At 22.4% G+C, this 22,848-nt stretch carries 19 protein-coding genes; 7 read left to right on the top strand and 12 right to left on the bottom strand.

Annotated features, from left to right (window positions below; all coding sequences use genetic code 11):
• Positions 1-244: 244 nt before the first annotated feature.
• The gene (locus N3A58_01280) at positions 245-820 is read right to left on the bottom strand and encodes an indolepyruvate oxidoreductase subunit beta (protein ID MCX8058031.1); all 576 of its coding nucleotides are present in this window, start codon (positions 818-820) and stop codon (positions 245-247) included.
• A 176-nt stretch (positions 821-996) separates the two neighbouring features.
• Positions 997-2,760 carry an indolepyruvate ferredoxin oxidoreductase subunit alpha gene (gene iorA, locus N3A58_01275; GenBank protein MCX8058030.1) on the bottom strand — a complete coding sequence of 588 codons (1,764 nt, stop codon included), beginning with the start codon at positions 2,758-2,760 and terminating at the stop codon, positions 997-999.
• 153 nt (positions 2,761-2,913) lie between these two features.
• Here iorA and N3A58_01270 point away from each other — a divergent pair, with 153 nt between their 5' ends.
• Entirely contained in the window at positions 2,914-3,561 is a 648-nt protein-coding gene (locus N3A58_01270) for a hypothetical protein (GenBank protein MCX8058029.1), read from the top strand.
• Between the two features lie 101 nt (positions 3,562-3,662).
• Here the strand turns inward: N3A58_01270 and N3A58_01265 are convergent, their stop codons facing one another.
• From N3A58_01265 to N3A58_01255, 3 genes are read right to left on the bottom strand one after another with little or no spacing between them, the layout of a single operon-like run.
• The gene (locus N3A58_01265) at positions 3,663-4,190 is read right to left on the bottom strand and encodes a hypothetical protein (GenBank protein ID MCX8058028.1); all 528 of its coding nucleotides are present in this window, start codon (positions 4,188-4,190) and stop codon (positions 3,663-3,665) included.
• The gene (locus N3A58_01260) at positions 4,177-4,794 is read right to left on the bottom strand and encodes a DUF4230 domain-containing protein (protein ID MCX8058027.1); all 618 of its coding nucleotides are present in this window, start codon (positions 4,792-4,794) and stop codon (positions 4,177-4,179) included. The genes N3A58_01265 and N3A58_01260 overlap by 14 nt, the downstream gene beginning before the upstream one ends.
• Entirely contained in the window at positions 4,787-5,602 is an 816-nt protein-coding gene (locus N3A58_01255; protein MCX8058026.1) for a hypothetical protein, read from the bottom strand. The genes N3A58_01260 and N3A58_01255 overlap by 8 nt, the downstream gene beginning before the upstream one ends.
• A gap of 29 nt (positions 5,603-5,631) precedes the next feature.
• Here N3A58_01255 and N3A58_01250 point away from each other — a divergent pair, with 29 nt between their 5' ends.
• Positions 5,632-5,994 (top strand): cupin domain-containing protein, encoded by a 363-nt coding sequence (locus N3A58_01250; protein MCX8058025.1) that lies wholly within the window; start codon positions 5,632-5,634, stop codon positions 5,992-5,994.
• Between the two features lie 2 nt (positions 5,995-5,996).
• Here the strand turns inward: N3A58_01250 and N3A58_01245 are convergent, their stop codons facing one another.
• Positions 5,997-6,626: a cyclic nucleotide-binding domain-containing protein gene (locus N3A58_01245; GenBank protein MCX8058024.1), complete on the bottom strand. Its 630-nt coding sequence runs from the start codon at positions 6,624-6,626 to the stop codon at positions 5,997-5,999.
• 255 nt (positions 6,627-6,881) lie between these two features.
• Here N3A58_01245 and N3A58_01240 point away from each other — a divergent pair, with 255 nt between their 5' ends.
• On the top strand, positions 6,882-8,423 hold the full coding sequence (locus N3A58_01240) for a restriction endonuclease (GenBank protein ID MCX8058023.1): 1,542 nt from the start codon (positions 6,882-6,884) through the stop codon (positions 8,421-8,423).
• A gap of 59 nt (positions 8,424-8,482) precedes the next feature.
• Here the strand turns inward: N3A58_01240 and N3A58_01235 are convergent, their stop codons facing one another.
• Positions 8,483-9,424 (bottom strand): radical SAM protein, encoded by a 942-nt coding sequence (locus N3A58_01235; GenBank protein MCX8058022.1) that lies wholly within the window; start codon positions 9,422-9,424, stop codon positions 8,483-8,485.
• 138 nt (positions 9,425-9,562) lie between these two features.
• Entirely contained in the window at positions 9,563-11,356 is a 1,794-nt protein-coding gene (locus N3A58_01230; GenBank protein ID MCX8058021.1) for an AMP-binding protein, read from the bottom strand.
• A gap of 119 nt (positions 11,357-11,475) precedes the next feature.
• Between N3A58_01230 and N3A58_01225 the strand changes: the two genes are divergently transcribed.
• A complete protein-coding gene (locus tag N3A58_01225; GenBank protein MCX8058020.1) occupies positions 11,476-13,377 on the top strand; it encodes a hypothetical protein in 1,902 nt (633 codons plus the stop codon).
• 24 nt (positions 13,378-13,401) lie between these two features.
• Positions 13,402-13,755: a chorismate mutase gene (locus tag N3A58_01220; GenBank protein MCX8058019.1), complete on the top strand. Its 354-nt coding sequence runs from the start codon at positions 13,402-13,404 to the stop codon at positions 13,753-13,755.
• An 8-nt stretch (positions 13,756-13,763) separates the two neighbouring features.
• On the opposite strand, the gene uvsE is transcribed toward N3A58_01220, so the two are convergent.
• The 4 genes from uvsE to N3A58_01200 form a co-directional block, all read right to left on the bottom strand.
• Positions 13,764-15,152, bottom strand: coding sequence for a UV DNA damage repair endonuclease UvsE (gene uvsE, locus N3A58_01215; protein MCX8058018.1), 1,389 nt, complete (start codon positions 15,150-15,152; stop codon positions 13,764-13,766).
• Between the two features lie 81 nt (positions 15,153-15,233).
• Positions 15,234-16,346: a hypothetical protein gene (locus N3A58_01210; protein ID MCX8058017.1), complete on the bottom strand. Its 1,113-nt coding sequence runs from the start codon at positions 16,344-16,346 to the stop codon at positions 15,234-15,236.
• A gap of 170 nt (positions 16,347-16,516) precedes the next feature.
• The gene (gene efp / locus N3A58_01205; GenBank protein MCX8058016.1) at positions 16,517-17,089 is read right to left on the bottom strand and encodes an elongation factor P; all 573 of its coding nucleotides are present in this window, start codon (positions 17,087-17,089) and stop codon (positions 16,517-16,519) included.
• 65 nt (positions 17,090-17,154) lie between these two features.
• The gene (locus tag N3A58_01200) at positions 17,155-18,924 is read right to left on the bottom strand and encodes a S1C family serine protease (GenBank protein MCX8058015.1); all 1,770 of its coding nucleotides are present in this window, start codon (positions 18,922-18,924) and stop codon (positions 17,155-17,157) included.
• A 253-nt stretch (positions 18,925-19,177) separates the two neighbouring features.
• Between N3A58_01200 and lpdA the strand changes: the two genes are divergently transcribed.
• Positions 19,178-20,623 (top strand): dihydrolipoyl dehydrogenase, encoded by a 1,446-nt coding sequence (gene lpdA, locus N3A58_01195; GenBank protein ID MCX8058014.1) that lies wholly within the window; start codon positions 19,178-19,180, stop codon positions 20,621-20,623.
• Between the two features lie 81 nt (positions 20,624-20,704).
• Positions 20,705-22,792, top strand: a complete 2,088-nt coding sequence (gene fusA, locus N3A58_01190; protein ID MCX8058013.1) for an elongation factor G — start codon at positions 20,705-20,707, stop codon at positions 22,790-22,792.
• Positions 22,793-22,848: the final 56 nt, after the last annotated feature.

Here is a 22,848-nt window from a genome sequence, read left to right as displayed (position 1 = left end):
TTATTTTAAAAAAAATATTTTCCTTATAATTCAAATTTACTTTAATTATTCAATTATTTGAGCTATTCAATTAGAATTTTTGAAAAAGAGAAAATTAAATTTTTAAGATTAGGTAAAAAATTTAATCTTAGAATTACATAGAAAATGTTGAAAAAAATCAACAAAAGTGTAGAAAATTTTCTACAATAATTTCAATTGATATATTTTTATATTATTTATTTTTAATATATTTTTAAGTTTTTTCTTAATAACTCTTTTTTAAACTCTTAAAAATTTCAAAATTTTTATCAAAAAATTTTTCTTTTATATATTTCCTCATAGCTTTTTCCCATATCTCATCTTTAATATCCTCTAAATATTTTGAGCTATAAGCTAAAAGAGCTATATTTGTAGCTTTAGGCATTCCAAAATTCTTAGCATAAGAAAAAGCATCAAAAGAATCATATTTTATATAGTATTTTGTTAATTCATCTTCTATATTTTGTGGATAGCTTGCTTTTCCAGAAGAAACTGAAACTGGAATAATTTTTTGAAGATTAAAAATAATTAAACCATTTTCTTTTAAATAATTAATAAACCTTAAAGTCTCACAATATTCAAAAGAAATTATTATATCTGCTTCTCCGACTGGTATTATTGGAGAATAAATCTTATCCCCATATCTGATATGAGAATTAACAACTCCTCCTCTTTGGCTCATTCCATGTATCTCATTTTTTTTAACATCAAAACCTGATAATAAAAGAGCTTCAACTAAAATTTCAGAAACAAGAAGAATTCCTTGCCCACCTACTCCATTTAATAATATATTTTTAACCATATTTTCTCCCAATATTTATTTTATTAATGTAAATTACTATAAATTTAACATCATTAATTTTTTAACTTAAAAATTCAATCACTATTTTTTGTTTATTCTATTTTAACTATGTAAGTTTATTTTATTTCATATATTTTCTTTTTATTAACTCTATTATTTTATTTTAATTTTTTAATTTAATTTTTTGTGTGTTCAATTGCCTTAAAAGGACAAACTTGATAACAAACAGTACATCCAGCACACATTGTTTCATCTATAATAATATTTCCTTCATTAGTAAGCATTATAGCAGGACAACCTACTTTTAGGCAAACTTTACATTTTTTACATATTTCTTGATTAATTCTCAATGGAGGATTGGTTTTAACTCCTTTTTTTAATACACATGGTTTTTTAACCACTATCATTGATACTCCATCATAATTGAGATGTTCTTCTATAAGTTCACCTATTTTCTTAACGAAATATCCATCAACAATATCTACTTTTTTAATATTTGCAGCTTCAGCAAATTTTTTTATATCAAAGATTGGTGCATCTTCACCCATTAATGTTTTTCCAGTCATTGGATTATCTTGATGTCCAGTCATAGCTGTTACTGAATTATCAAGAACTATTATAGTATTCGAAAGCATATTATAGGCTGCATCTACTGTACCTGTTAGACCAGAATGCATAAAAGTTGATTCTCCAAGAATTGATATCACTTTCTTTTTTTCACTTGAGATTTTATTAACGATAGAAAAACCGTTTCCCATTGTTATAGATGCACCCATACATATCGTTGTATCCATTGCATTTAAAGGATCAATAAAACCTAATGTATAGCAACCTATATCACCATGAATAATATATTCTTTATTTTTCCCTAAGTTATAAAATGTAGCTCTATGTGGACAACCTGCACATAATACAGGAGGTCTTGGAGGTAAATTAAAATTATATTTTTGTTTTTTTTCTTCAAAATCAATATTTTCATAAAAAATTGATCTCAGCCTTTCAACTGAAAGTTCATGGTAATATGGAATTTTATCCTTTCCCAAATCTACTTTAATGTTTGATAGTCTGGCTTGAAATTCTAAAATCGGTTCCAATTCTTCAATAAAGTAAAGTTTTTTAACTTTTTCTCTAAATTTTTTTATGGCTTCTATTGGAGCTGGATAAACCATGCCACATTTTAGAACAGAATATTGAGGGAAAACTTCTTTTACATATTGATAAGTTAAGCCAGAAGTCACAATGCCAATTTCAGTATCCAAAATTTCTTCTTTTGTAAGATTATTTTCTGAATTCCATTTTTGAATGTCTAAAAGTTTTTTTTCCAATATAACATGTTGTGGATTTGAGTGAGAAGGAACCATAATGTATTTTCTAACATCTTTCTTATAATTAAATTTAATTTCTCTTTTTATAGGCTCTGACAATGTACATATTGATTTTGAATGAGAAACTCTTGTAACAAGTCTTATAATAACAGGAATATCAAAATTTTCTGAAATTTCAAAACCGTATTTAACATAATCTAAACACTCTTGTGAATCTGATGGTTCTATAACAGGAACTTTAGCATGAATTCCATACCATCTATTATCCTGCTCATTTTGAGAAGAATGATTAGAAGGATCATCTGCAGAAATTATAACAAATCCACCTCCTACCCCAGTGTAAGCTGCAGTAAAAAGTGGGTCTGCAGCAACATTTAACCCAACATGTTTCATAGCAACAAGTGATCTAACTCCTGCAACTGAAGCACCCAATGCAGTTTCAAATGCAGTTTTTTCATTTGATCCCCATGCACAATAGATGCTATCTTTATAATTATCAGCTATAGTTTGTAAGATTTCTGTAGAAGGTGTACCAGGATATGCTAAAGCAACTTTACATCCAGATTCATATGCTCCTCTTGCAATAGCTTCATTTCCAGATAATACCTCTTTCATTTTGGCTCCTAATAAATAAATTATTATTTTACAGAATTAAATTAACATAGAATTAAATTATTTAAAGAAAAATAATAAACTATATTAAACTTCAATTGTTTTTTTTTAATTTTAGTTTATTATTTAATTATATACATTTACAAAGGAGAAAAAATGAAAAAAATTTTTATTTTATTCATAATTGTTCCTTTGATTTTAACTTTTTTTTCATGTGGACTTACTCAATATAAAAATCAAGAAGAAACTAAAATATACAATTTTAATGCAACAAAAGTAAAAAGTGTTTTTGATACTACATTTGACCAAATGAAAGCAATTTTAAATGATCCACAAAATGATCACAAATATTCAGAAATGGGAGAAACAGATATAATTGGTGTTACATGCGTTGAAGATGATAATTATGTTAGATTTGATCTATACCATAAAAATCCTATTTCATTAAAATATGATGTTTTTTATGGATTTTATGATCTATTAAAAGAAGGTTCTATTGAATATAGATATTATCCATCTGATGGTGCTTTTTATGCAATACTATATGATGCAAAAGGAGCATATAAAGAACACATTGAGATTGATCTTGAGAAAGTAGATGATTACATTAAAGCTTGGTCAATTGATGAAAAATACAAAAATATAACCATTGTAACTTTTATATTAAATAAAGAAAAACATTTTGGAAATAATAAAAATCAACAATTGTATCTATTTTTTGTAAGTGGATTCTACGATTCTAAAAATAAAAAAATTTATTTTTCAGATGAAACAGACTATGTTGGTTTAATTATAAATAATTAATACTTTATTAATTTTATAATTTTAATTATTTATTTTTTATAATATTTATTTTATTAATTTTATTAATTTTATCAAATTCTTTACTTAATTATTTTATTTATTTAATTTTGATCTTCAATATTTTTGAAAAAATTAGTAATTTTTGTTAAATCAATTTCTTTTTGTTTCAAAAATAGTTTAGCTTTTGGAAATTGTGTAAATTTTTCCATATCTAAAAAGGTTGTTCTATATTTGTCAGCAGCAAGGGAAATAAATACTACATTATTTAATTTTTTCCCATTTTTATTAAGGAAACTTCTCATTGGAGATGCTAATCTTCCAGCCCATGTTGGAGAAATAATTATAAATAAATTGTACCTATTGAATTCAATTTCATCATATTCTATTTCTGGCAATTTTTCAAACAGAGCTTCATAACCTGATCTTAAAAAACCCAAGATACCTTTTCTTTCATTAACATCTTTAATTTTAAGTAAATCTATGTTAATATTCTTTTTTTCAAAAGTTTCTTTGATTAAATTAGCAACTTTTTCACATGTTCCAGTTAATGTATAATAAATTATTAAAATATTTTGAGTATAATTATTATCTTTATTAGAGTAACTCTTGTTAAAATTACGAATTGTCATTTTTATTCCCCTCTTCAATCATTAATATCTTATTTGAAAACTCTAATTTTAAATCAAATATATTGCATAAATTTTTTAATCCATTTATTAATATATTAAAACAATATTTTTTGTATTGATCATTTAATATTTTATTTTTTAATTTTTCTTTTATTTCAATTAGAAATTCATTAATATCTTTTTCACTTATTTTATTAAAAAAACTATATTGAATATCATAAAAATTGTAATTGGTATCAATTGAAATTACTTCAGGACCATCCAACTTTTCAAAAATTAATTTTTTATCTTCCTTTATGTACGATATCTTTGATTTTTCAAAGTCAAATCCTATAATTACTTTTGCATTTACAATAATCAATGCTTTCTTTTTGAATGATATAAAAAGAATATTTTTTGCTTTTTCATAATTATATATTTCTGAAATATTTAGTTCTATAATAGATAATTTAAATACTTTTTTTATCTGTTCAACAATTGTTGACTCATTTACTAAATTTAATTTATTTTTATTTTTATTATAAAAAACATAAATAATTGCACATAAAAATATTACCAAAAAAATTAATAAAAGTCTTAAGATAAAAACAATAGAATCATCCATTATTAATTCTTTCAATTTCAGTATCTTTAAAAGATTTCTGTTTTATATTATGATTTATTTTGAAAATTTCTGGATTTTCATTAAAAATATCTTCTATTTCAATTAGATCAGTAAACAAAGAAAAGTTTGTTTTTTCTCCTATAAAATTAATAACTTCAAAATCCTCTTTTTCATCAAAAGTTAATCTTAAGTTTTTTATATTATAAAATTGATTTAAATCTTTATAGAATATATTAAAAAGATGAGGATTTTCATATATATACGGTGTCACATGTTCAAATTGATATTCCTTATCGGAGCAATTATATGCTTTATAGAAAGCTTCTTTTGAAATAAATTCAACACCTGTACCTAAAGGAAGCCCATTTTTAACTATATAATCTATTCTTCCATACTTATTTAGCTTTTCACTATTATAAATAATTTCTAAAGAATCCAAAATACTTAATAATGAAAAATATGGATTATCTCCGGTTGCTCTTATTAAATAATCACCTTCAAATTGGGAAAAAGCATCATAAAATCTTTGTAAGACATTAAAATGTTCTCCTTCAACAATATTAAAACCTTTTTGAAGATATGGATAAAAATATCTTGATTCATCATATGGTATAGCAAGAATAAAGTTAAATTTAAAATGCTCATTTAAATTATTTTTATACAGATTATCATTTTCTAAAAGAAGAAATCTCTTCTGAATAAATTCTATTATGTTATAAGGTCCAAAATTTTTTAAAACTTTTGCTTTAAATCTTTTTGAATTAATTCTAGCTTGAATTATTATTGAAATTTTTATTTTATCTTTCATATTATTTTTATCGACAAAAGGAGGATTTTATGAACATAAAAAAACTAAATATCAATGATATTGAATGGTCTGAAGTAAAAATGGAAGGTGCTAAAAATTCTAAATTTAAAGTTTTACTTGGTGATAATTTTGATGTTCCAAACTTCATATTAAGAGTTTTTATAATTGAACCAGGTGGCCATACTCCTTTACATTCTCATGATTGGGAACATGAAAATTACATCCTAGAAGGAGAAGGTGTTTTAAAAAATAGTAAAGGAGAAGAAATTGTGATCAAAGAAGGAGATGCGATATTTGTACCACCTTTTGAAGAACATCAATATGTTAATAACTCAAACAAAATACTTAAGTTTATTTGTTTAATACCAAGAGTAAGAGGAATGAAAAATTAATATTAATTTTTTTTATATCTTCTATCTATGTTAGTACAAAAAATAAATTTACCAGAATTATCATAATCAAGAATATTTTTTGATTTTAAACCATTTAATTGAGTAACAACAATATTTTTTGGTAGATTTTTACTCTTTTCACAATATTGAATAAATTGATCTTTAGGGATCATTTTTTTATTTTTTAAATTCGGATCTTTTACCTCATAATTGAAAAATTCGTTTATTGCAGAAATAACTTTATCTTCTCTATCTTTATTATATAAACTTACTATAATTTCATTTGTATTTCTCAATCTTGAAATTAACATTTTTATAATTTTAATAGAAAATTCAATGTTAGTTTGAAGTAATTTCGCAAATAAAATACCATTTATTACTATAACAGTTATATTAGTTTTTGCACAAGCAGAAGCACTTCTTGGAAATTTATCTATAATAGACATCTCTCCAAAAAAATCACCCTTTTTTAATACTGCAAGAACTCTCTTTTTACCATCAATTTCTCTATATATTTCAACCTCTCCTTCTAGAAGTATGTACATCTCTCTTCCAAAACTTCCTTCAGTGAATATAATTTGTCCTTCTTTAAAAGATTTTGAATATTTTTCTATTAATTCTTTATTAAACATATAATACCATTACATATTATTAAAGTTTTTTAAAAAAATTTTTTTATAATCAGTTTTTAATAAAAATTAATTTTATCAAATTTTATTAAAATGTTTTAAAAAAATAAAATTTTTATCAAAAGTGCAACAACACAATAAAAAATAGTTTGAAATTATTTTTTTTCAATTTATTTTATTAACAAAATGTAAATTAATTTAATAAAAATACAAAATAAAAATAAAAAACTAAAGACTAAAATAATAAAAAAATAAAAAATGAATTTAATAGATATAATAATTATTTTTTCAATAGTTTGTTCCCCTTCAATAATTTTTATTCTTTATAATAGATATAAATATTTAAAACTATTTGATACAGTTTTTTATAAAAATAATATAGTAGAACTTTATAAAGCTAAAAATTATCTTGAAAACATTGAACAAAAAAAACCATATACTAAAGATTTTCTCTATTTATTGATTGAATTAAATAATAAATTAGATAATAAACAAAAAGCATTACATTATATGCAAATTATGTTAGAAATGGGTTTTATTACAGACAAATTTGAACTTCATAATTATCAAATTAAAATGGCTGCTATTCTCTTTGAATTAAACCAAACAACAGAAGCTTTTAATAAACTTTTTTCTATTAAAGACACTGGTATATATGATCCTTTGTGGTGTATATTGGTTGGTAAAATTTATTTTTCACAAAACTTTTATGAAAAAGCAAGATTATACTTTTTTCAAGCAACTAACATTGAAGAAAATAATTTTGAAGCTAAATTTTTATTTTATTCAGTAAACGCAATTATATCAAAACCTGAAAATGTTATCTATGATTTTTTAAGTTTTTCAGCTTTTAATAAATATTTTTTGTCAGATCTTATTCTTTCTGTTATATATTTTTCTAAAAATGATTTTGATAAGTCATATAAGTTTTCAAATGAGTCAATTAAAAAAATTTCTGAAAACAATAATTATAAAGATTTCTATGTTATCTTTGGAATTATTATTTCTGAACTTGCTAAATTTTATGGAGAAATTGGAAAAGAAAACAATCTCAAAATTTATAATATATATATACAAAACATTATAAAATCAGAAATTACGCAGTTTTATAAGGAAAAAATAATAAACTATATTTTATGCACATGTTATATTCTTGATGATAGAGAAAGTTTTAACTTTTATAAAACTTTTTTATTAAAAATTAATAACAATTATAAAAATTTTAATTTTAATGAATTTGAAGAGAAGGCAAAAGAATTTTTTAAAAAGTTAAAAAATAAAACAATTATAACAGATCTTTTACTTTTATCAAATAAAAAGCCCTTAAATCTTAAATTAAGTTACATAAAAGAAGATTTTGAGATTTTTTTTGATAAAGATAAAAATTTAGAAATAAGGGAAAAACTTATAAAAGATTTTATTAAACTTTCAAAAAAATCTTTTATAAATTACAGTTTAAAAATATGTTCTATATTTAATTATAAAATCAAATTTTATAGGTATTTTTATAGAACCAAAGAAAAAGAAAAAGGAATAAATATAATATGTACCAAAGATTATCCTTATATAAGTAGAGAAATAGTTTGCATTAGAATCTTTACAAAATATAATCTTGATAAAAGATATTTACAATATTTATATGATTTAATGAATAAATATAAAGCAAAAAAATTAATTTTTATCTGTAATTTTAATTTTGATAATGATTTTATTAATTACTCTCAAAATTTCCCTGAAATTCAAATTATGGATAGAAATAAACTTGGTTATCTTTTACATTCATCTATTAGAAACAAATAAAAATATTAAAAATACTAAAATATAATAACACTAATAAAATTAAATTATTTCAAAAAAATCTAGCTATTATAAGAAATAAATATTTTTCCATCAATTATTATACTCTTTATTTTCTTCTCATTTTCCAGTACATCAAGGTATTTATTTATTGTTTTTTTGTCAATATGAAAAATATTCTCTAAATCTTCAATTGTTAAAGGTCTTCTTTTTAATGAATTTAGTAATAAATGCTCAAAAGCTTCTGAATAATCTTTAATATTGTTTCTTTTCTTATATCTTGAAATTATTTCTACATTTAAATCTTTCCATCTTTCTATTAAATTTTCTAAAAAAATTTTATCTACAACCTCAACTCCTTCATAAGCAGGAGGTCTATCAAGAGTATTTAATTGTACCCTATCTGGAGATATTAATTTTATATAATAATAAAGCTGGTTTATATTTTCCTCATTATCATTTACATTTTTTGCAAAAAAAACTTCAAGCCATATTTTTCCAGAAAATTCTTTCCTAAATTTTATCAAACCATCAATAATATCTTTCAAATTTAAGTCTTTATGAGGTCTATTTATCTTATAAAAATCTTCATCAGTAGCAGCATCAAGCGATGGTAAAACTATATCAAATTTTTTTGCACCTTCTCTTACCTCTTCTAAGCTAAAAAAGGTTGAATTTGTTAATAGACATAATTTTACTTTAGGGAATTCATTTTTAATCATATCTGCAAGTAACCCAAAATCTTTAAATAAAGTTGGTTCACCAGAACCTGAAAAAGTGATAAAATCAGGTTCATCATTATTTAGCATAAAATCTTTAACTTCTTCAAAAACTTCATTTAAATTATAATAATTTTCTCTTTTAACAGTTAAATTTGTAGTTTTACCACATTCACAATATATACAATCTAATGAACATGTTTTATAAGGTAATAAATCTATACCAAGTGAAATTCCAAGTCTTCTTGAGAGTACTGGGCCAAAAATATATTTATAATTTCTCATAACATTCCTTCATAATTTTCGTAATTAAAATTATTTAAATTTGCTAAAATATAGAAACATATTCTAATAAAAAAAAATTAAATATAACATATGATTTAAAATTATTTTTTCATTATATAATTTTTTTAATAAATTTTATCAATAAACATTATAAATCGGTCCTTTGGGAATAATTTTATATCTTTTTACTTTCTTAGTTGTAGTTCTTTCAAATTCTGTAAAAGTTATATAAAAATATTTTATCATTTTAAAAGGTGGTAGTTTCTTGTTATTCTCTTTTATTTCTTTTCTAATTTGCTCAATTATAAAATTAATATTTTTGTCTAAAATTTCTCTTCTTTGAATTTCTTCAAAAGGTACATTTAAAATTTTTGAAAAATTCTCAAAATTAGGTCTTATTATTGATATAATAACAGGATCACCTGTTACTGGTTCTTTGCCTTCTTTAACTATAATTTCTGATATATACTCTGAATTATTATAGAAATATTCTATTTCTTCAGGATATACATTTTTACCATTTTTTGTAATGATAACATCTTTTTTTCTACCTGAAATAAATAAAAATCCCTCCTTATCAATAAAACCATAGTCTCCTGTAAGAAAATAACCTTCATTAAAAGCTTTTTCTGTTGATTCTGGATCATCATAATATCCTAACATAATGTTAGGCCCTTTCGCTCCAATTTCTCCTATTCCATTTAAATCTTGATCAAATATTTTAATATCAACATCTGATGCTATTTTACCAACTGATGATATCTTATATTCAAGATATTTATCCTTTTCTATTCTATTTACAGAAAGAAGGGGAGAACATTCTGTTATGCCATAACCTTGACATAGGATTATTCCAATTTTATTGAAAAATTTTTCTACCTCTTTTGGTAATGCTGCTCCGCCGGATATAAATCTTTGGAGTTTACCACCAAATTTATCATGAATTTTCTTAAATACTTTTCTTCTTATATTTTTTTTAAATATACCTTCAAATATATCGCAAATTAGAGTTGCAATGAAATATTTAATCTTTCCTAAAATGCCAGAAAAACCAACTTCAATAATTCTTTTATAAAAAGATTCAAATAAAAGTGGAACTCCAAGCATTATTGTTGCTTTTGATTCTCTTAAATTATCAGCTATTTTCTTTAAAGATTGAGCATAATATATAGAACTTCCTGAATGAATCTGACATAAAAAACCACATGTACATTCATATGAATGGTGAAGAGGCAAAACTGATAAAAAAGTATCATTTTCGTCAATCCAATATAGTGACCTCATTTGCCTTATATTTGACAAAATATTCTTTTGAGATAACATGACTCCCTTTGGAATCCCAGTAGTACCTGAAGTGAACAAAATAGAAGTAACTTCATTTGGATTTATATTTATTTTATTATATATTGAATCTATTTTACATTTTTCAATACCTAAACTTATTAATTTATCAAAACTAAATTCAGATCTATGATCATTTTCAAAAGGTATTAAATAGATAAGATTTGGATTATTTAGTTGAATATTATTTAATATTTCAAAAAATTTGTTTTCAAAAATAATAGCTTTACAGTTAGCTTTTCTAATTATTGAATCTATTTCAAAATCTTTTAGTTCTTTATCAATAGGAACAACTATAAAATTAGATGTCGTTATGGCTAAATATGAAATCGCCCATTTTCTACAGTTTCTACCAATTAATGCAATTTTGTCTCTTTGGTTTATATTTTTTAAACTTAACAAACCTTCTCCAAGATAAGAAATATAGTTGTAAAAATCTTCAAATGAAATACCAACATAATTATCATTATTATCTTTTTCATAAAATGATAATTTTGTCTTATATTTTTCCTTTGCTCTGCTTATTAATTCTCTAAAATCTCTTAATTCATCGATTTCAAAATAATCATAATTTACTTTTTTAAAACTCATAGCAGATACCTCTTCCTAAAAAAATTATATTAAAAATTATTTTTAATAAATTTTATAATTGACATAATTATTTTAAACATAATATTGAAAAATGCAATATATATATTATTTTAGTTTTTATGTTAGAAATTGAAAATTTTAAAATTCCTATAATAGAATTAACAAATGAAGAAGAAGAAAAATATAAAATTGAAGATTTTATTTTAAAAAATCTTAATATACCTAAATACTTAATAGAAAAAATAATATTTAAAAAAAGATCTATAGACGCAAGAAATAAAAACAATATTTTTATAGTTTTAAATTTCATCGTATGCCTTTATGATAATAATGAAATTAAGAGAAAACTAGTAAAAAATAATGATCTTATTGTAGTTACTAAATATGGAAAAGTTAACATAAAAATTCATAAAAAATTTTTAGAAATTAATAATAATTTTAGAAATATTTTGCTTGATGAAAAAGAAAACAATTTTAATAATTTAATAAATAAAATTATCATATCAAAAGAATTCAATATTTATTCTACTATTAATAAAATAAATCTTTATAATTTAATAATAAATTTTTTAAATATAGTTGAATTAAAAAATATTACTAACAATAACAAATTTAAAAAAAACAACCCAGTCATAATAGGTTGTGGGCCAGCAGGTATTTTTTGTGCCTTATCTTTAGCATATGCTGGTTATAAACCAATCATAATAGAAAGAGGAGATCATATTGATAGAAGAGATAAAAAGGTGGACAATTTATTGAAAAATAGAGTATTAGATGAAAATTCAAATATACAATATGGAGAAGGTGGAGCTGGTACTTATTCTGATGGAAAATTAACAACCAATTTAAACAACAATTTAATAAGAATTTTATTTAATACTTTAGTTTATTTTGGTGCTGAAAGCAAGATTCTTTATAGTTCAAACCCTCATATAGGAACAGACTTATTAAAAAATGTAGTTAAAAATATAACAAAAGAGATAGAAAAATTTGGAGGCAAAATATTTTTTAATAAAAAATTAGATGATTTTGAAATTAGAAAAAATGATTTCTTATTAAGAATTAAAAATCTTAATAATAATTTTATTTATAATAATAATGAGGAAACATATGAAACTGAAATCTTAATATTTGCAACTGGAAATGGAGCTACAGATATAATGGAACTTTTAATAAATAAAGGAATTTCTTCTAAACCAAAACCCATTTCTTTTGGTGTTAGAATTGAACATAAAAGAGAAATGATAGAAAATTCTTTATATGGAAATTTCAGGAATCATCCACTAATAGAATCTGCAACTTATAAATTAGCAACACATTTTTACGATAGTAAATTTCTAAGAAAAAGGGGGATTTATACTTTTTGTATGTGTCCTGGTGGTTATGTAATTCCTTCTATGACTGAAAACAATACTATAGTTACAAATGGAATGAGTTTTAATAAAAGAGATGGAGAAAATTCAAATTCTGCTATTTTAGTTGATATTTATCCTGAAGATTATAATATAAAAAATCCTATAGATTTTATAAATTTTAGAAAAAATATAGAAAAATTAGCTTTTAAGAAAACTTTTAATATTGAAAAAACTCCATTTAATGCACCAGGATTATATGTTAAAGATTTTATTAAAAATGAACTTTCATTAAAAGATTGTTTCTATAAAAGAGTTAATATTAAAAAAATTATAATAAAACCTACATATAAACCAGGCATAACATATACTAATTTTGATGATATCTTGCCTCCAGAAGTTATACAAGCAATTAAATTTGGATTATCAAAATTTGGTAAACTTATTAAAAATTTTGATTATGATTATGCTTTCTTAACAGGAGTTGAAACCAGAAGTTCATCTCCTGTTTGGGTACTAAGAAATGAAAACTATGAAACAAATGTAAAAAACCTTTATTCTATAGGAGAAGGATCTGGATTTGCTGGAGGAATAGTTTCTTCTGCAATAGATGGGATAAATCTTGCTTTAAAGATTATTGCTGATTCATTTTTTCAAAGAAACTACTAAAATTTTTAAAACTGGAGATATTTAATGATAAAAAATTTAATAAATACAAAAAAATATTTAAAAATAATTGAAAATAAAAGAAAAAAAATAAATATAATAGATAGAAATATTATTAACCTTTTAATTAAAAGAACAATTTTAGCAAATGATATTATAGAATTAAAAAAGAAATTAGGTTTTGATATTAATGATAGTAAAAGAGAAAATGAAATTTTAGAAAATGTAGAGAAATATATAAATAAAATATTTTTAAAAAAAATATTTAAGACTAAAAATCAATTTGAAAATAAAAAAAAAGAAATAAATTTTTTTAACCAAATAAAAAGAATATATGAAATAATCTTTTACATTTCAAAAAATACTAATATTAAGTCTTAATAAATTTATTAAAAGTATTTATAATAAAAAAACAAGTATTGTTCTTTAATAAATTTTAAATTATATTTTTTTGATAAATTATAAACATAGTTCAATCCATACGGTATAATTTTATTTTGATTTAAAAATGTTAATAACTTTTCTTTTTCCTTTTTATTCAAGACTTCTTTAAAATAACCAATTAAATGTTCATAAGTTGATTTTATATTTTCAAATTTTTTTTCAGATAAAATCTCATCTATTTTAAAATAAAATTCATTAATATTATTATTATGATTTACAAGGTAAGATATCTCTTTATACTTTGAGTAACTAAAGAGCATAACTAGATATTTATATCTACTCCATTCATCAGTTAACATTTTTTTAATTATTTTTTTTGAATCAGCATTGTTAAAGTCATTTGATTTTTCATTAGAGTAAATATTTTCATAATTTTCATTAACATTAAGTTTATTTAAATAATTATAAATTAATGAATTTATTACTTTTATTGCAGAGATATCTTTATCCTTAGTTTCGAGCATAATATCAAAATTATATTCATCTATTAACTTATAAAATTTAAGAAAATTTTTTAATATAATAAATTCAGAATGAGCTCCAAATTTTTTATAAGAGGATTTATCTGAATAATGAATTTTAGGAATTCCATCCTCTTTTTTCCATGTTTTTTTAACCAAATTAAATATCTCAGAATAACTTCTATTTGATGGATTTAGAAGATTGTGAAAATAATCAAATACAAGAGGTACTCCAGTGTATTCATAAATAAAAAATATATCATCAAAATTGAAGCTTTTTTCATCATTTTCAAGAATAATTCTTTTTTTTAAATCTTTATCCAATTTATTAAAAACTTTTATAAATTTTTGAATAGAAAATTTTTTATTATTAAACTTACCCCCCGTATGAATAATAACTTTATGAGAATAATCTATCCCAAGAGAGTCAAGAAAACTGCAGTGATATATAAGATCATCTATTGAATTTTTAATAACATTTTCATCTTCAGAATTTAATACGAGATATTGGCCTGGATGCATAGAAACTCTTAAATTATTCTCTTTAATAAAATCTCCAATTGTTTTTAACAATTCATTAAAATATTTTCTATAATCTACTTTAATGAATTTTTTTGAAAACTCTTTTTCATAATTAGATAAAACTTGATTGTTAGAAGATAGGGAACCAAAAGGAATAATTTCTGAGCTTATTCTGAAAAGATAAATTTTATTAACAAAATTATATTTTAAGATATTTAAAAGATCTTTTAAATTTAATTCTATTAAATTTAATAGTAAGTCTTCATTATAATTTTGCAACAAAACTTTTCTATTTGTTCTAAAATCAACTCTTAAAGGTATACATGCATATCCTATTCTGTTTTTAAACACTTTTTTATTATCTAATATTTATTTTTTTATATATTGCATTTTTTATTTTAATTATATAATTTTAAAAATTCATATAATATATTATTTATCAAGTATTCTAATAAATTTAATATCAAAATTAAGGCTATTTTCATCAAAACTTATAAACTTTGCAAATATTTCTACTTTAATATTATTAAATAGAAAAGATGAATTATCAATATAACAATTTATTATTCCTTTAATATAAATATCTGATTTTTCATATACCAGTAGTTTAAAATTATTTTTACTCTTGTCTAAATTATTAATTATTCCTTTCCATTTTACAAAACAATTTAAGTATAGATATGGAGATTTAGTTATTTCATCAAATGTAGGAATAGTAAAATTATCATAATAAGAAGGTTCTTCTATAAAAGCTAAATATTTTTTAGCTTTTTCTTTAGTAATATACTTTGCATTAGAATTATTAATTTTATTTACAAAATATAAAACTCCATTATAATTTTTTATTGTTATATAATATTTAATATAATTAAAATCTTTCTCTATTTCTTTTTCATTATTATATATTATATAAGTTTTCTCTTTTTCTATTTTTTTTTCTAAAGGTAAATAATTAGTATTAATACTTTCAAGATTATCTTTTTTACTAAAAATATTATAAACTGAAAAATAATATGAATACATAGATATTATTATTAAAAATATGGCAATAAAAATTCCACCGATTATAAAATATTTTTTTATTTTTTTATTTTGAAAAAAATATTTGATTTCTAATCTTTTAGAATATGGCAAGTAACCAACAGCATTTTTAAAATTAATCATTTTTGAAAAGTATTTATTTGACTTTGATCTTTTTAATAATTCAAGCATATTTTTCGCTTTCTTATTTTTGGGATCAATTTTAAGAATATCCAACCAATATTCAATAGCCTGTTCTATATTTTCTATTTTAGCATAAGCGAAAGCAAGTAAGAGATTAATATAAATTTTATCTGTAGATAGATTATCAAGCTTTTCCCATATTTTTATAGCTCTTTTCAAATCATTTAAAAGGTAGTATGAATAACCAAGGTATATTATTACAGATTCTTCAAAGGGATAAGTGTTATATAATACACTAAATAATTTTAATGCTTCTTCCCCATATCCTTTTTTTACAGCCTCAACACCTTGTTGAAATATTCTATTTTGATAAATTTCCATTATAAGGAATCTAAAAGATTAAAGTATATTCTTTATAAATAATTTTGTATTTTAAATTTTTTTTCTTACATTATTTATAAATATATTTTATTAATTAATTTTTATTATAAATTTTTTTTTATTAAAAATTAAAAATAATTATTTTCTAATTCTTTTATTATCCTAAAATTTTAATCACCAGATTTTTTTACTCTTTCAACATATTCATTTGTTCTAGTATCTACTTTAATAACATCTCCTACAGAAATAAAGAGAGGGACATTAATTTTTAATCCAGTAGAAAGAATAGCTGGTTTACTCCCCCCTGAAACAGTATCACCTCTAACACCCGGATCTGTCTCAACCACCTCAAGTTCAACAAATATTGGAGGATGAACAAAAATAGGTGAATCATTGTAAAAATCTATTTCAACTATAGTTCCTTCAACTAAATATAGAGATTCTTCTTTCATAGATGAACCTTCAATTGTAAATTGTTCATAAGACTGTTGATCCATAAAATGGTATCTTTCTCCATCAAAATATAAATATTCGCATTTTTTTCTTTCAATTTGAACATCTTCAATTTTTTCTTCAGATGAAAATACATATTCATAAATTGAACCACTTGTTAAATCTTTCAATTTTGCTCTTACCATTGCCCTTCTATTTGCTGTTTTATTATGTTGATATTCAAGACAAATATGAAGTTTATCTTTAAATAAAAAAACAGTTCCCCTTCTTAAATCATTTGCAAAAATCATGAAGAAAACTCCTAAAATTATTTTTATGAGTAATTAATAAAAAAGAAAAAAAAATCAAGTTATTTTTATATAAACCACTCCTGTTCAAAATATATTAAAAAAGAGTATGCATAAGATCTTAAATTTTTTGATTTAATAGTTAATTCTACTGATAAAATAATGTATTCTTTTTTTTCATCAATATAAATTTGAACTCTATTTACATAATCCCCTGATTCAAGTCCCAATAAAACCTTCAAAACTTCATCTAAAATATCAACTATCATATAATTTTTAGATTCTTTAACAATAATTATTCCAAGGTAGGGGGTTATTAAATTTATATCAGTATCGTATTTAAATATTTCTAAATTAACATTTTTAGGCCTCAAGTAAGTTAAAAAATTAACGTTTTTTTCTAATCCTTTATTATCTATTAAAATTACACTAACAATTGTTGATGCTGGTAAGAAAAATATATATTTTTGAATTAAATCAAAATTGTTTAGTATTTCTTCATCATTAAATTCAATATTATTTATTTGTTTTATTTTAAAATTTACAAAATTTAAATTATCCCCAATAACTTTTTTAAACTTGAAATAATTGATACTGTTCTTATTTAAATATGTTATCCTGCTTTTATTAAAATAAAAACCCAGCCAAGATCTTAATGGTTTATAGGAATATTTAGAATAGATTAAAGAATAAATCAAATATTCTACAGGAATTATAAAATTAAGATTTTGAGATTCATAAACACTAGAAAAAGATATTCCTATTAAATTAAAATTTTTATCTACTACAGGACCTCCTGAATTACCTGGATTCATTGGGGTATCAGTTTGATAAGCATTTATCAGAGGTATCACTTTTCTCCTAGTATTCGATATAATACCCCTTGTAAATGTATTTTCTAAACCATAAGGAGAACCACAAGCAGTTACCTCATCTCCAACATTTATGTTTTCTCTGATATTAAAATATTTAAACTTTTTATTAGAATAACTAATTTTTAAAATTGCTAAATCAAAATCTTTATCAGAATACAATACTTCGCATCTAATTTTATTACCTGCTAATATAACATAAATTTGATTAAAATCTTTGCCATCATTACTAATTACATGATTATTTGTAACTAGTAAATTGTAGTCAATAAAAAAAGCTGATCCAATAAAAATATCTGGAATAGATACTCCATTTACAATTTTAAAGCCCTTATCATTATAAACAGTTAAAATATTATCCATTATATCAGAGTAAGAACTTATTATTTTGTTTTTATCTGATAGCTCAGGTAATTTTATTTCTAAATCACTTATATAATTCTTTAAATATTTATAAAATGCATATTTAAATATATAATTTTTTTCATTATTATATAAATTAAATAAATTTTCTTTAATTGATAAAACAACTCTATTTAATAAATATTTTTCACTACTATCAAGACTTATAATATTTGTATTAATATTTTCCTTATTATCTATAAATAAATTTTGAATGTTAAAATATATTTTTATTAAACCAAAAAAGTCTTTTGAAAGATTATAATAATCATAATAATACTTAATTAGTGATATAATTTCTTTTTTATAACTATTAATAATCTCTGGATAAATAGTAGATAATTCAATAATATAATCAAGATTTTTTTCATTTATATGTTTTTCAACTATTTTTATATCAAATGTTGGATATAATACTGTTTGTTTTTTTATATAATTGTAATTTATTAATTCGCAAGAATAATTATAAAAAATAAATAATAGAAAAAATAAAAGAAGGGTTATTTTTCTAAAATATTTAAATAAAAGCATTATAAATTTATTATTATTAATTGAATAAAACATTCTAGTTACTCCTTATTTTAATAATTAAATATTTAATAATTATTTTTTTTATAATTTTTGTTAAAAGTTTAGCCTAAAATTTATTTTTTGTATAAGTTATATAGATTTTAAATAATATAATTTTTTTGTCAAAAATTATAATAAATAAAAATAACAAACTGATAATTTAAATATTTTTTATTTGAAAATTATCAAAATTTTATTATTATCTTAAAAACTTAAAAATATGCAAAATTCAAAAGGATTATAAAGTATGAATATTTTAGAAAAGACAGAAATAGTTGTTATAGGTGGAGGACCTGCTGGTTATGCTTGTGCTATCAAATTAGCTCAATTTGGGAAAAAAGTTACTCTTGTTGAAAAAAGTTATATCGGTGGAACATGCACAAATGTTGGATGTATTCCTACTAAAAGCTTAATTCAATCAGCCCATTATTTTTATGATGCAAATGAAAAACTTAGAAAATTTGGTATAAAAGTTGACAACATAGCTTTCGATTTTAATGCTATTAAGAAACAAATGAATAAAAGTGTCCTTTTATCAAGAAAAGGAATAGAATATCTACTTAATAAATACAAAGTAAATCTCATTTATGGGTTAGCGGAAGTAATTTCCAAAAATAAAATTTTGGTAACTAGAACTTCTGATAATTCTTTAATTGAATTAGAAACTGATTTTATAGTTTTAGCAAATGGATCAAAACCCTCTTCCCCAGATTTTTTTAAAAAAATTTCAGGTATCTTAACTTCAGATGATATTTTTAATTTAGAAAATCTTCCAGAATCTATAGCAATAATAGGTGGTGGTGTCATTGGGGTTGAATTTGCAACTTTTTTTTCAATATTCAAGGTTAAAACTTATATTATTGAATTAATGGATCATATTCTCCCATTTGAAGATTCTGATGCTGTAGAGGAAGTTAAAAAATCTCTAAAAAGCAACAAGGTTGAAATTTTTGAAAACTCAAATATAGAAGACATAAGCTTTTTAGAACAAGAAAACAAATATAAACTTATAATTAAGAATAATAAAAAAAAGACTAACAATGGTCACAATGAAAATTTAACTAGAGAAATATTAGTCGAAAAAGTACTCTTATCAACTGGTAGAGTTCCAAATATTAATGATGATTTGAAAAATTTAGGATTAAATATTCAAAAAGGAGTTATTACTGATGATTACTTGAAAACAAATATAGATAACATTTATGCTATAGGAGATATAAGAGCTAAAATAATGCTTGCCCATGTTGCTTTATATGAAGGCATAGTTGCAGCGAATAATATTTGTGGTAAAAAAACAAAAATTGAACTTGATTATTATCCATCAATAATATTCTCAATCCCTGAAATTGCAAGTACTGGTTTAAGAGAAGTAGATTTAGAAAATTCAGATAAAATTAAAAACAAAGAAGATTTCAAAATTGCAAAATTTCCTCTATCAGCAAACGGTAGGGCTAGAACTATGGAAGAAAAAGATGGATTTGCAAAAATTATTTATAATAAAAAAGATAATATTATAGTTGGTGGTACAATAGTATCACCATATGCAACGGAGCTTATATCCCAACTTATTTTATCTTGTAAAAATAAAATTAAGTTGGATCAATTATGTTTAACAATATTTCCACATCCAACAATAAACGAAATATTACATGGTGCTTTTGAAGTTGCAGAAGGCTTCCCAACTCATATATAAATGTTTAATAAAGTTTGACAATTATTTGTTTTTATGTATTTTTATTAAAAATTATCTTTTGTAAATTATACAGGAGGAATTATGGCTAACCATTATCCTACATCAAAAATAAGAAATATTGTTTTACTTGGGCATACTGGATCGGGGAAAACAATATTACTTGAAAATATCCTTTTTCAAAAGAATATAATAAAAGAACCAGGTAATATAGAAAAAGGAAATACTGTATCAGATTGGGATGAAGAAGAAAAAGCAAGAAAAATTTCCCTAAAATCTTCAATTGCTTATATTGAGCATGAAAATTTTAAATTTAATATTATAGATGTCCCAGGATCTGCAGACTTTGTTGGTGAAGTTAGAGCATCCTTAAGAGTTGCAGATGGAGCAATACTTGTTGTTGATGGTGAAGCAGGAGTACAAATTGAAACTATAAAACATTGGAATCTACTTGATAAATACAACATTCCGAGAATAATATTCATAAATAAATTAGATAAACCTATTGCTAATTTTGAAAAAGTTGCAAATGATATAAAAGAAAACTTCAATAAACCTGCTGTTCCAGTTGAATTGCCAATTTATAATGAAAAAAAAGAATTCATCGGAGTTATCGATGTTATAGAAATGAAATCTTATATAAAAGAGGGAAATAATTTTGTAGAAAAAGATATTCCTCAAAATTATAAAGACAATGCTAATAAAGCTCATGAAGCAATAATGGAAGCAGTTGCAGAAGCTTCAGATAATTTAATTGAAAAATTTTTAGCTGGAGAAAAACTTACAAAAGAAGAAATCTTAGAAGGACTTTTAAAAACTGTCGAAGAAGGCAAATTTATTCCTATTATCTGTGGATCTGCAGAAAAAGGGATAGGACTTTCATCAATGTTAAGAATAGCAGAGGAAGCTTTCCCAGACATTACATATAAAAAAGAGTTTGTTTCAAGAAACAATGAAAATGAAAGAATAAAAATAGACCCAAATGCCCCTTTTATCGGTTTTTGTTTTAAAACCGTTATTGATCAATTTGCAGGTAAACTTTCTTATATACATATCATTTCAGGGAAAATAACAAAGGAAACTGAATTAATCATTCCAGAGAAAAACACAAAAATAAAAATTTCAAAATTGCTAATTCCAATTGGCAATAAATATACAGAAATTGATGAAGCTAGTTGTGGAGACATTGTTATTTTTCAGAAAATTGATCAGATCTCAATTTCTGACACAATATGTGATAAGAATATAAATGTTTTATTACCAAAACTTGATTTGCCACAACCAATATATTCCGTTGCCATATCATCTGCAGATAAAAATGTTCTTGAAAAAATAATATCAAATCTAAATAAATTTTCAGAAGAAGATCCAACTTTCAAAATTAGTTTTAATCCAGAAACTCATGAAAATGTAGCTTCTGGAATGGGAGAACTACACCTTGATGTATATTTTTCAAAAGTAAAAAAATTATTAAAAACAAACATTGATATTTCTATACCAAAAATTAATTATAAAGAAACAATTAGAAAAGAATCAGAAGCAAAATATAGACATAAAAAACAATCTGGTGGGCATGGGCAATTTGGAGAAGTTCATATAAGAGTTAGACCTAACCAGAGAGGAAAAGGATTTAATTTTATTAATGCAATTGTTGGTGGTAAAATACCAAAGCAATTTATACCTGGTGTAGAAAAAGGATTATTAGAAGGAATGGAAAGAGGTGTTCTTGCAAGCTATCCAGTAGTAGATATTGAAGTTGAATTATTTGATGGAATGTACCATCCTGTTGATTCTTCTGAGTTATCATTTAAAATTGCTGCAAGGCAAGCTTTAAAAGAAGCATTAAGAAATGCAGATCCTATTCTCCTTGAACCCATAATGAAGTTGTATGTTTATTCCCCTGAAAAATATACTGGAGATATTATGTCAGATTTGAACTCAAAAAGAGGCAAAATACTTGGAATGGATCCACTTCCAGGAAAAAACCAGTTAATTAAAGCAGAAGTTCCACATGCTGAACTTTTAAAATATGCTATTGATTTAAAATCAATAACTCAAGGAACAGGTTCATTTGAAATTGAATTTGACCATTATTCACCAATTACTGGTAAGATAGCTGAGAATATTATAGAGCAGAGGAAGAAAGAGATTCAGGAAGAACAGGAAGAATAAAAAAAGAAGGCTACCCAATAAACTATTTAATATTAAATTAATTAAAATGGGTAGCC

The organism is Spirochaetota bacterium (assembly GCA_026415295.1).
In the GTDB taxonomy this organism is placed as follows: Bacteria; Spirochaetota; JAAYUW01; order JAAYUW01; family JAOAHJ01; genus JAOAHJ01.
This window is presented reverse-complemented; position numbering and strand designations above follow the sequence as displayed.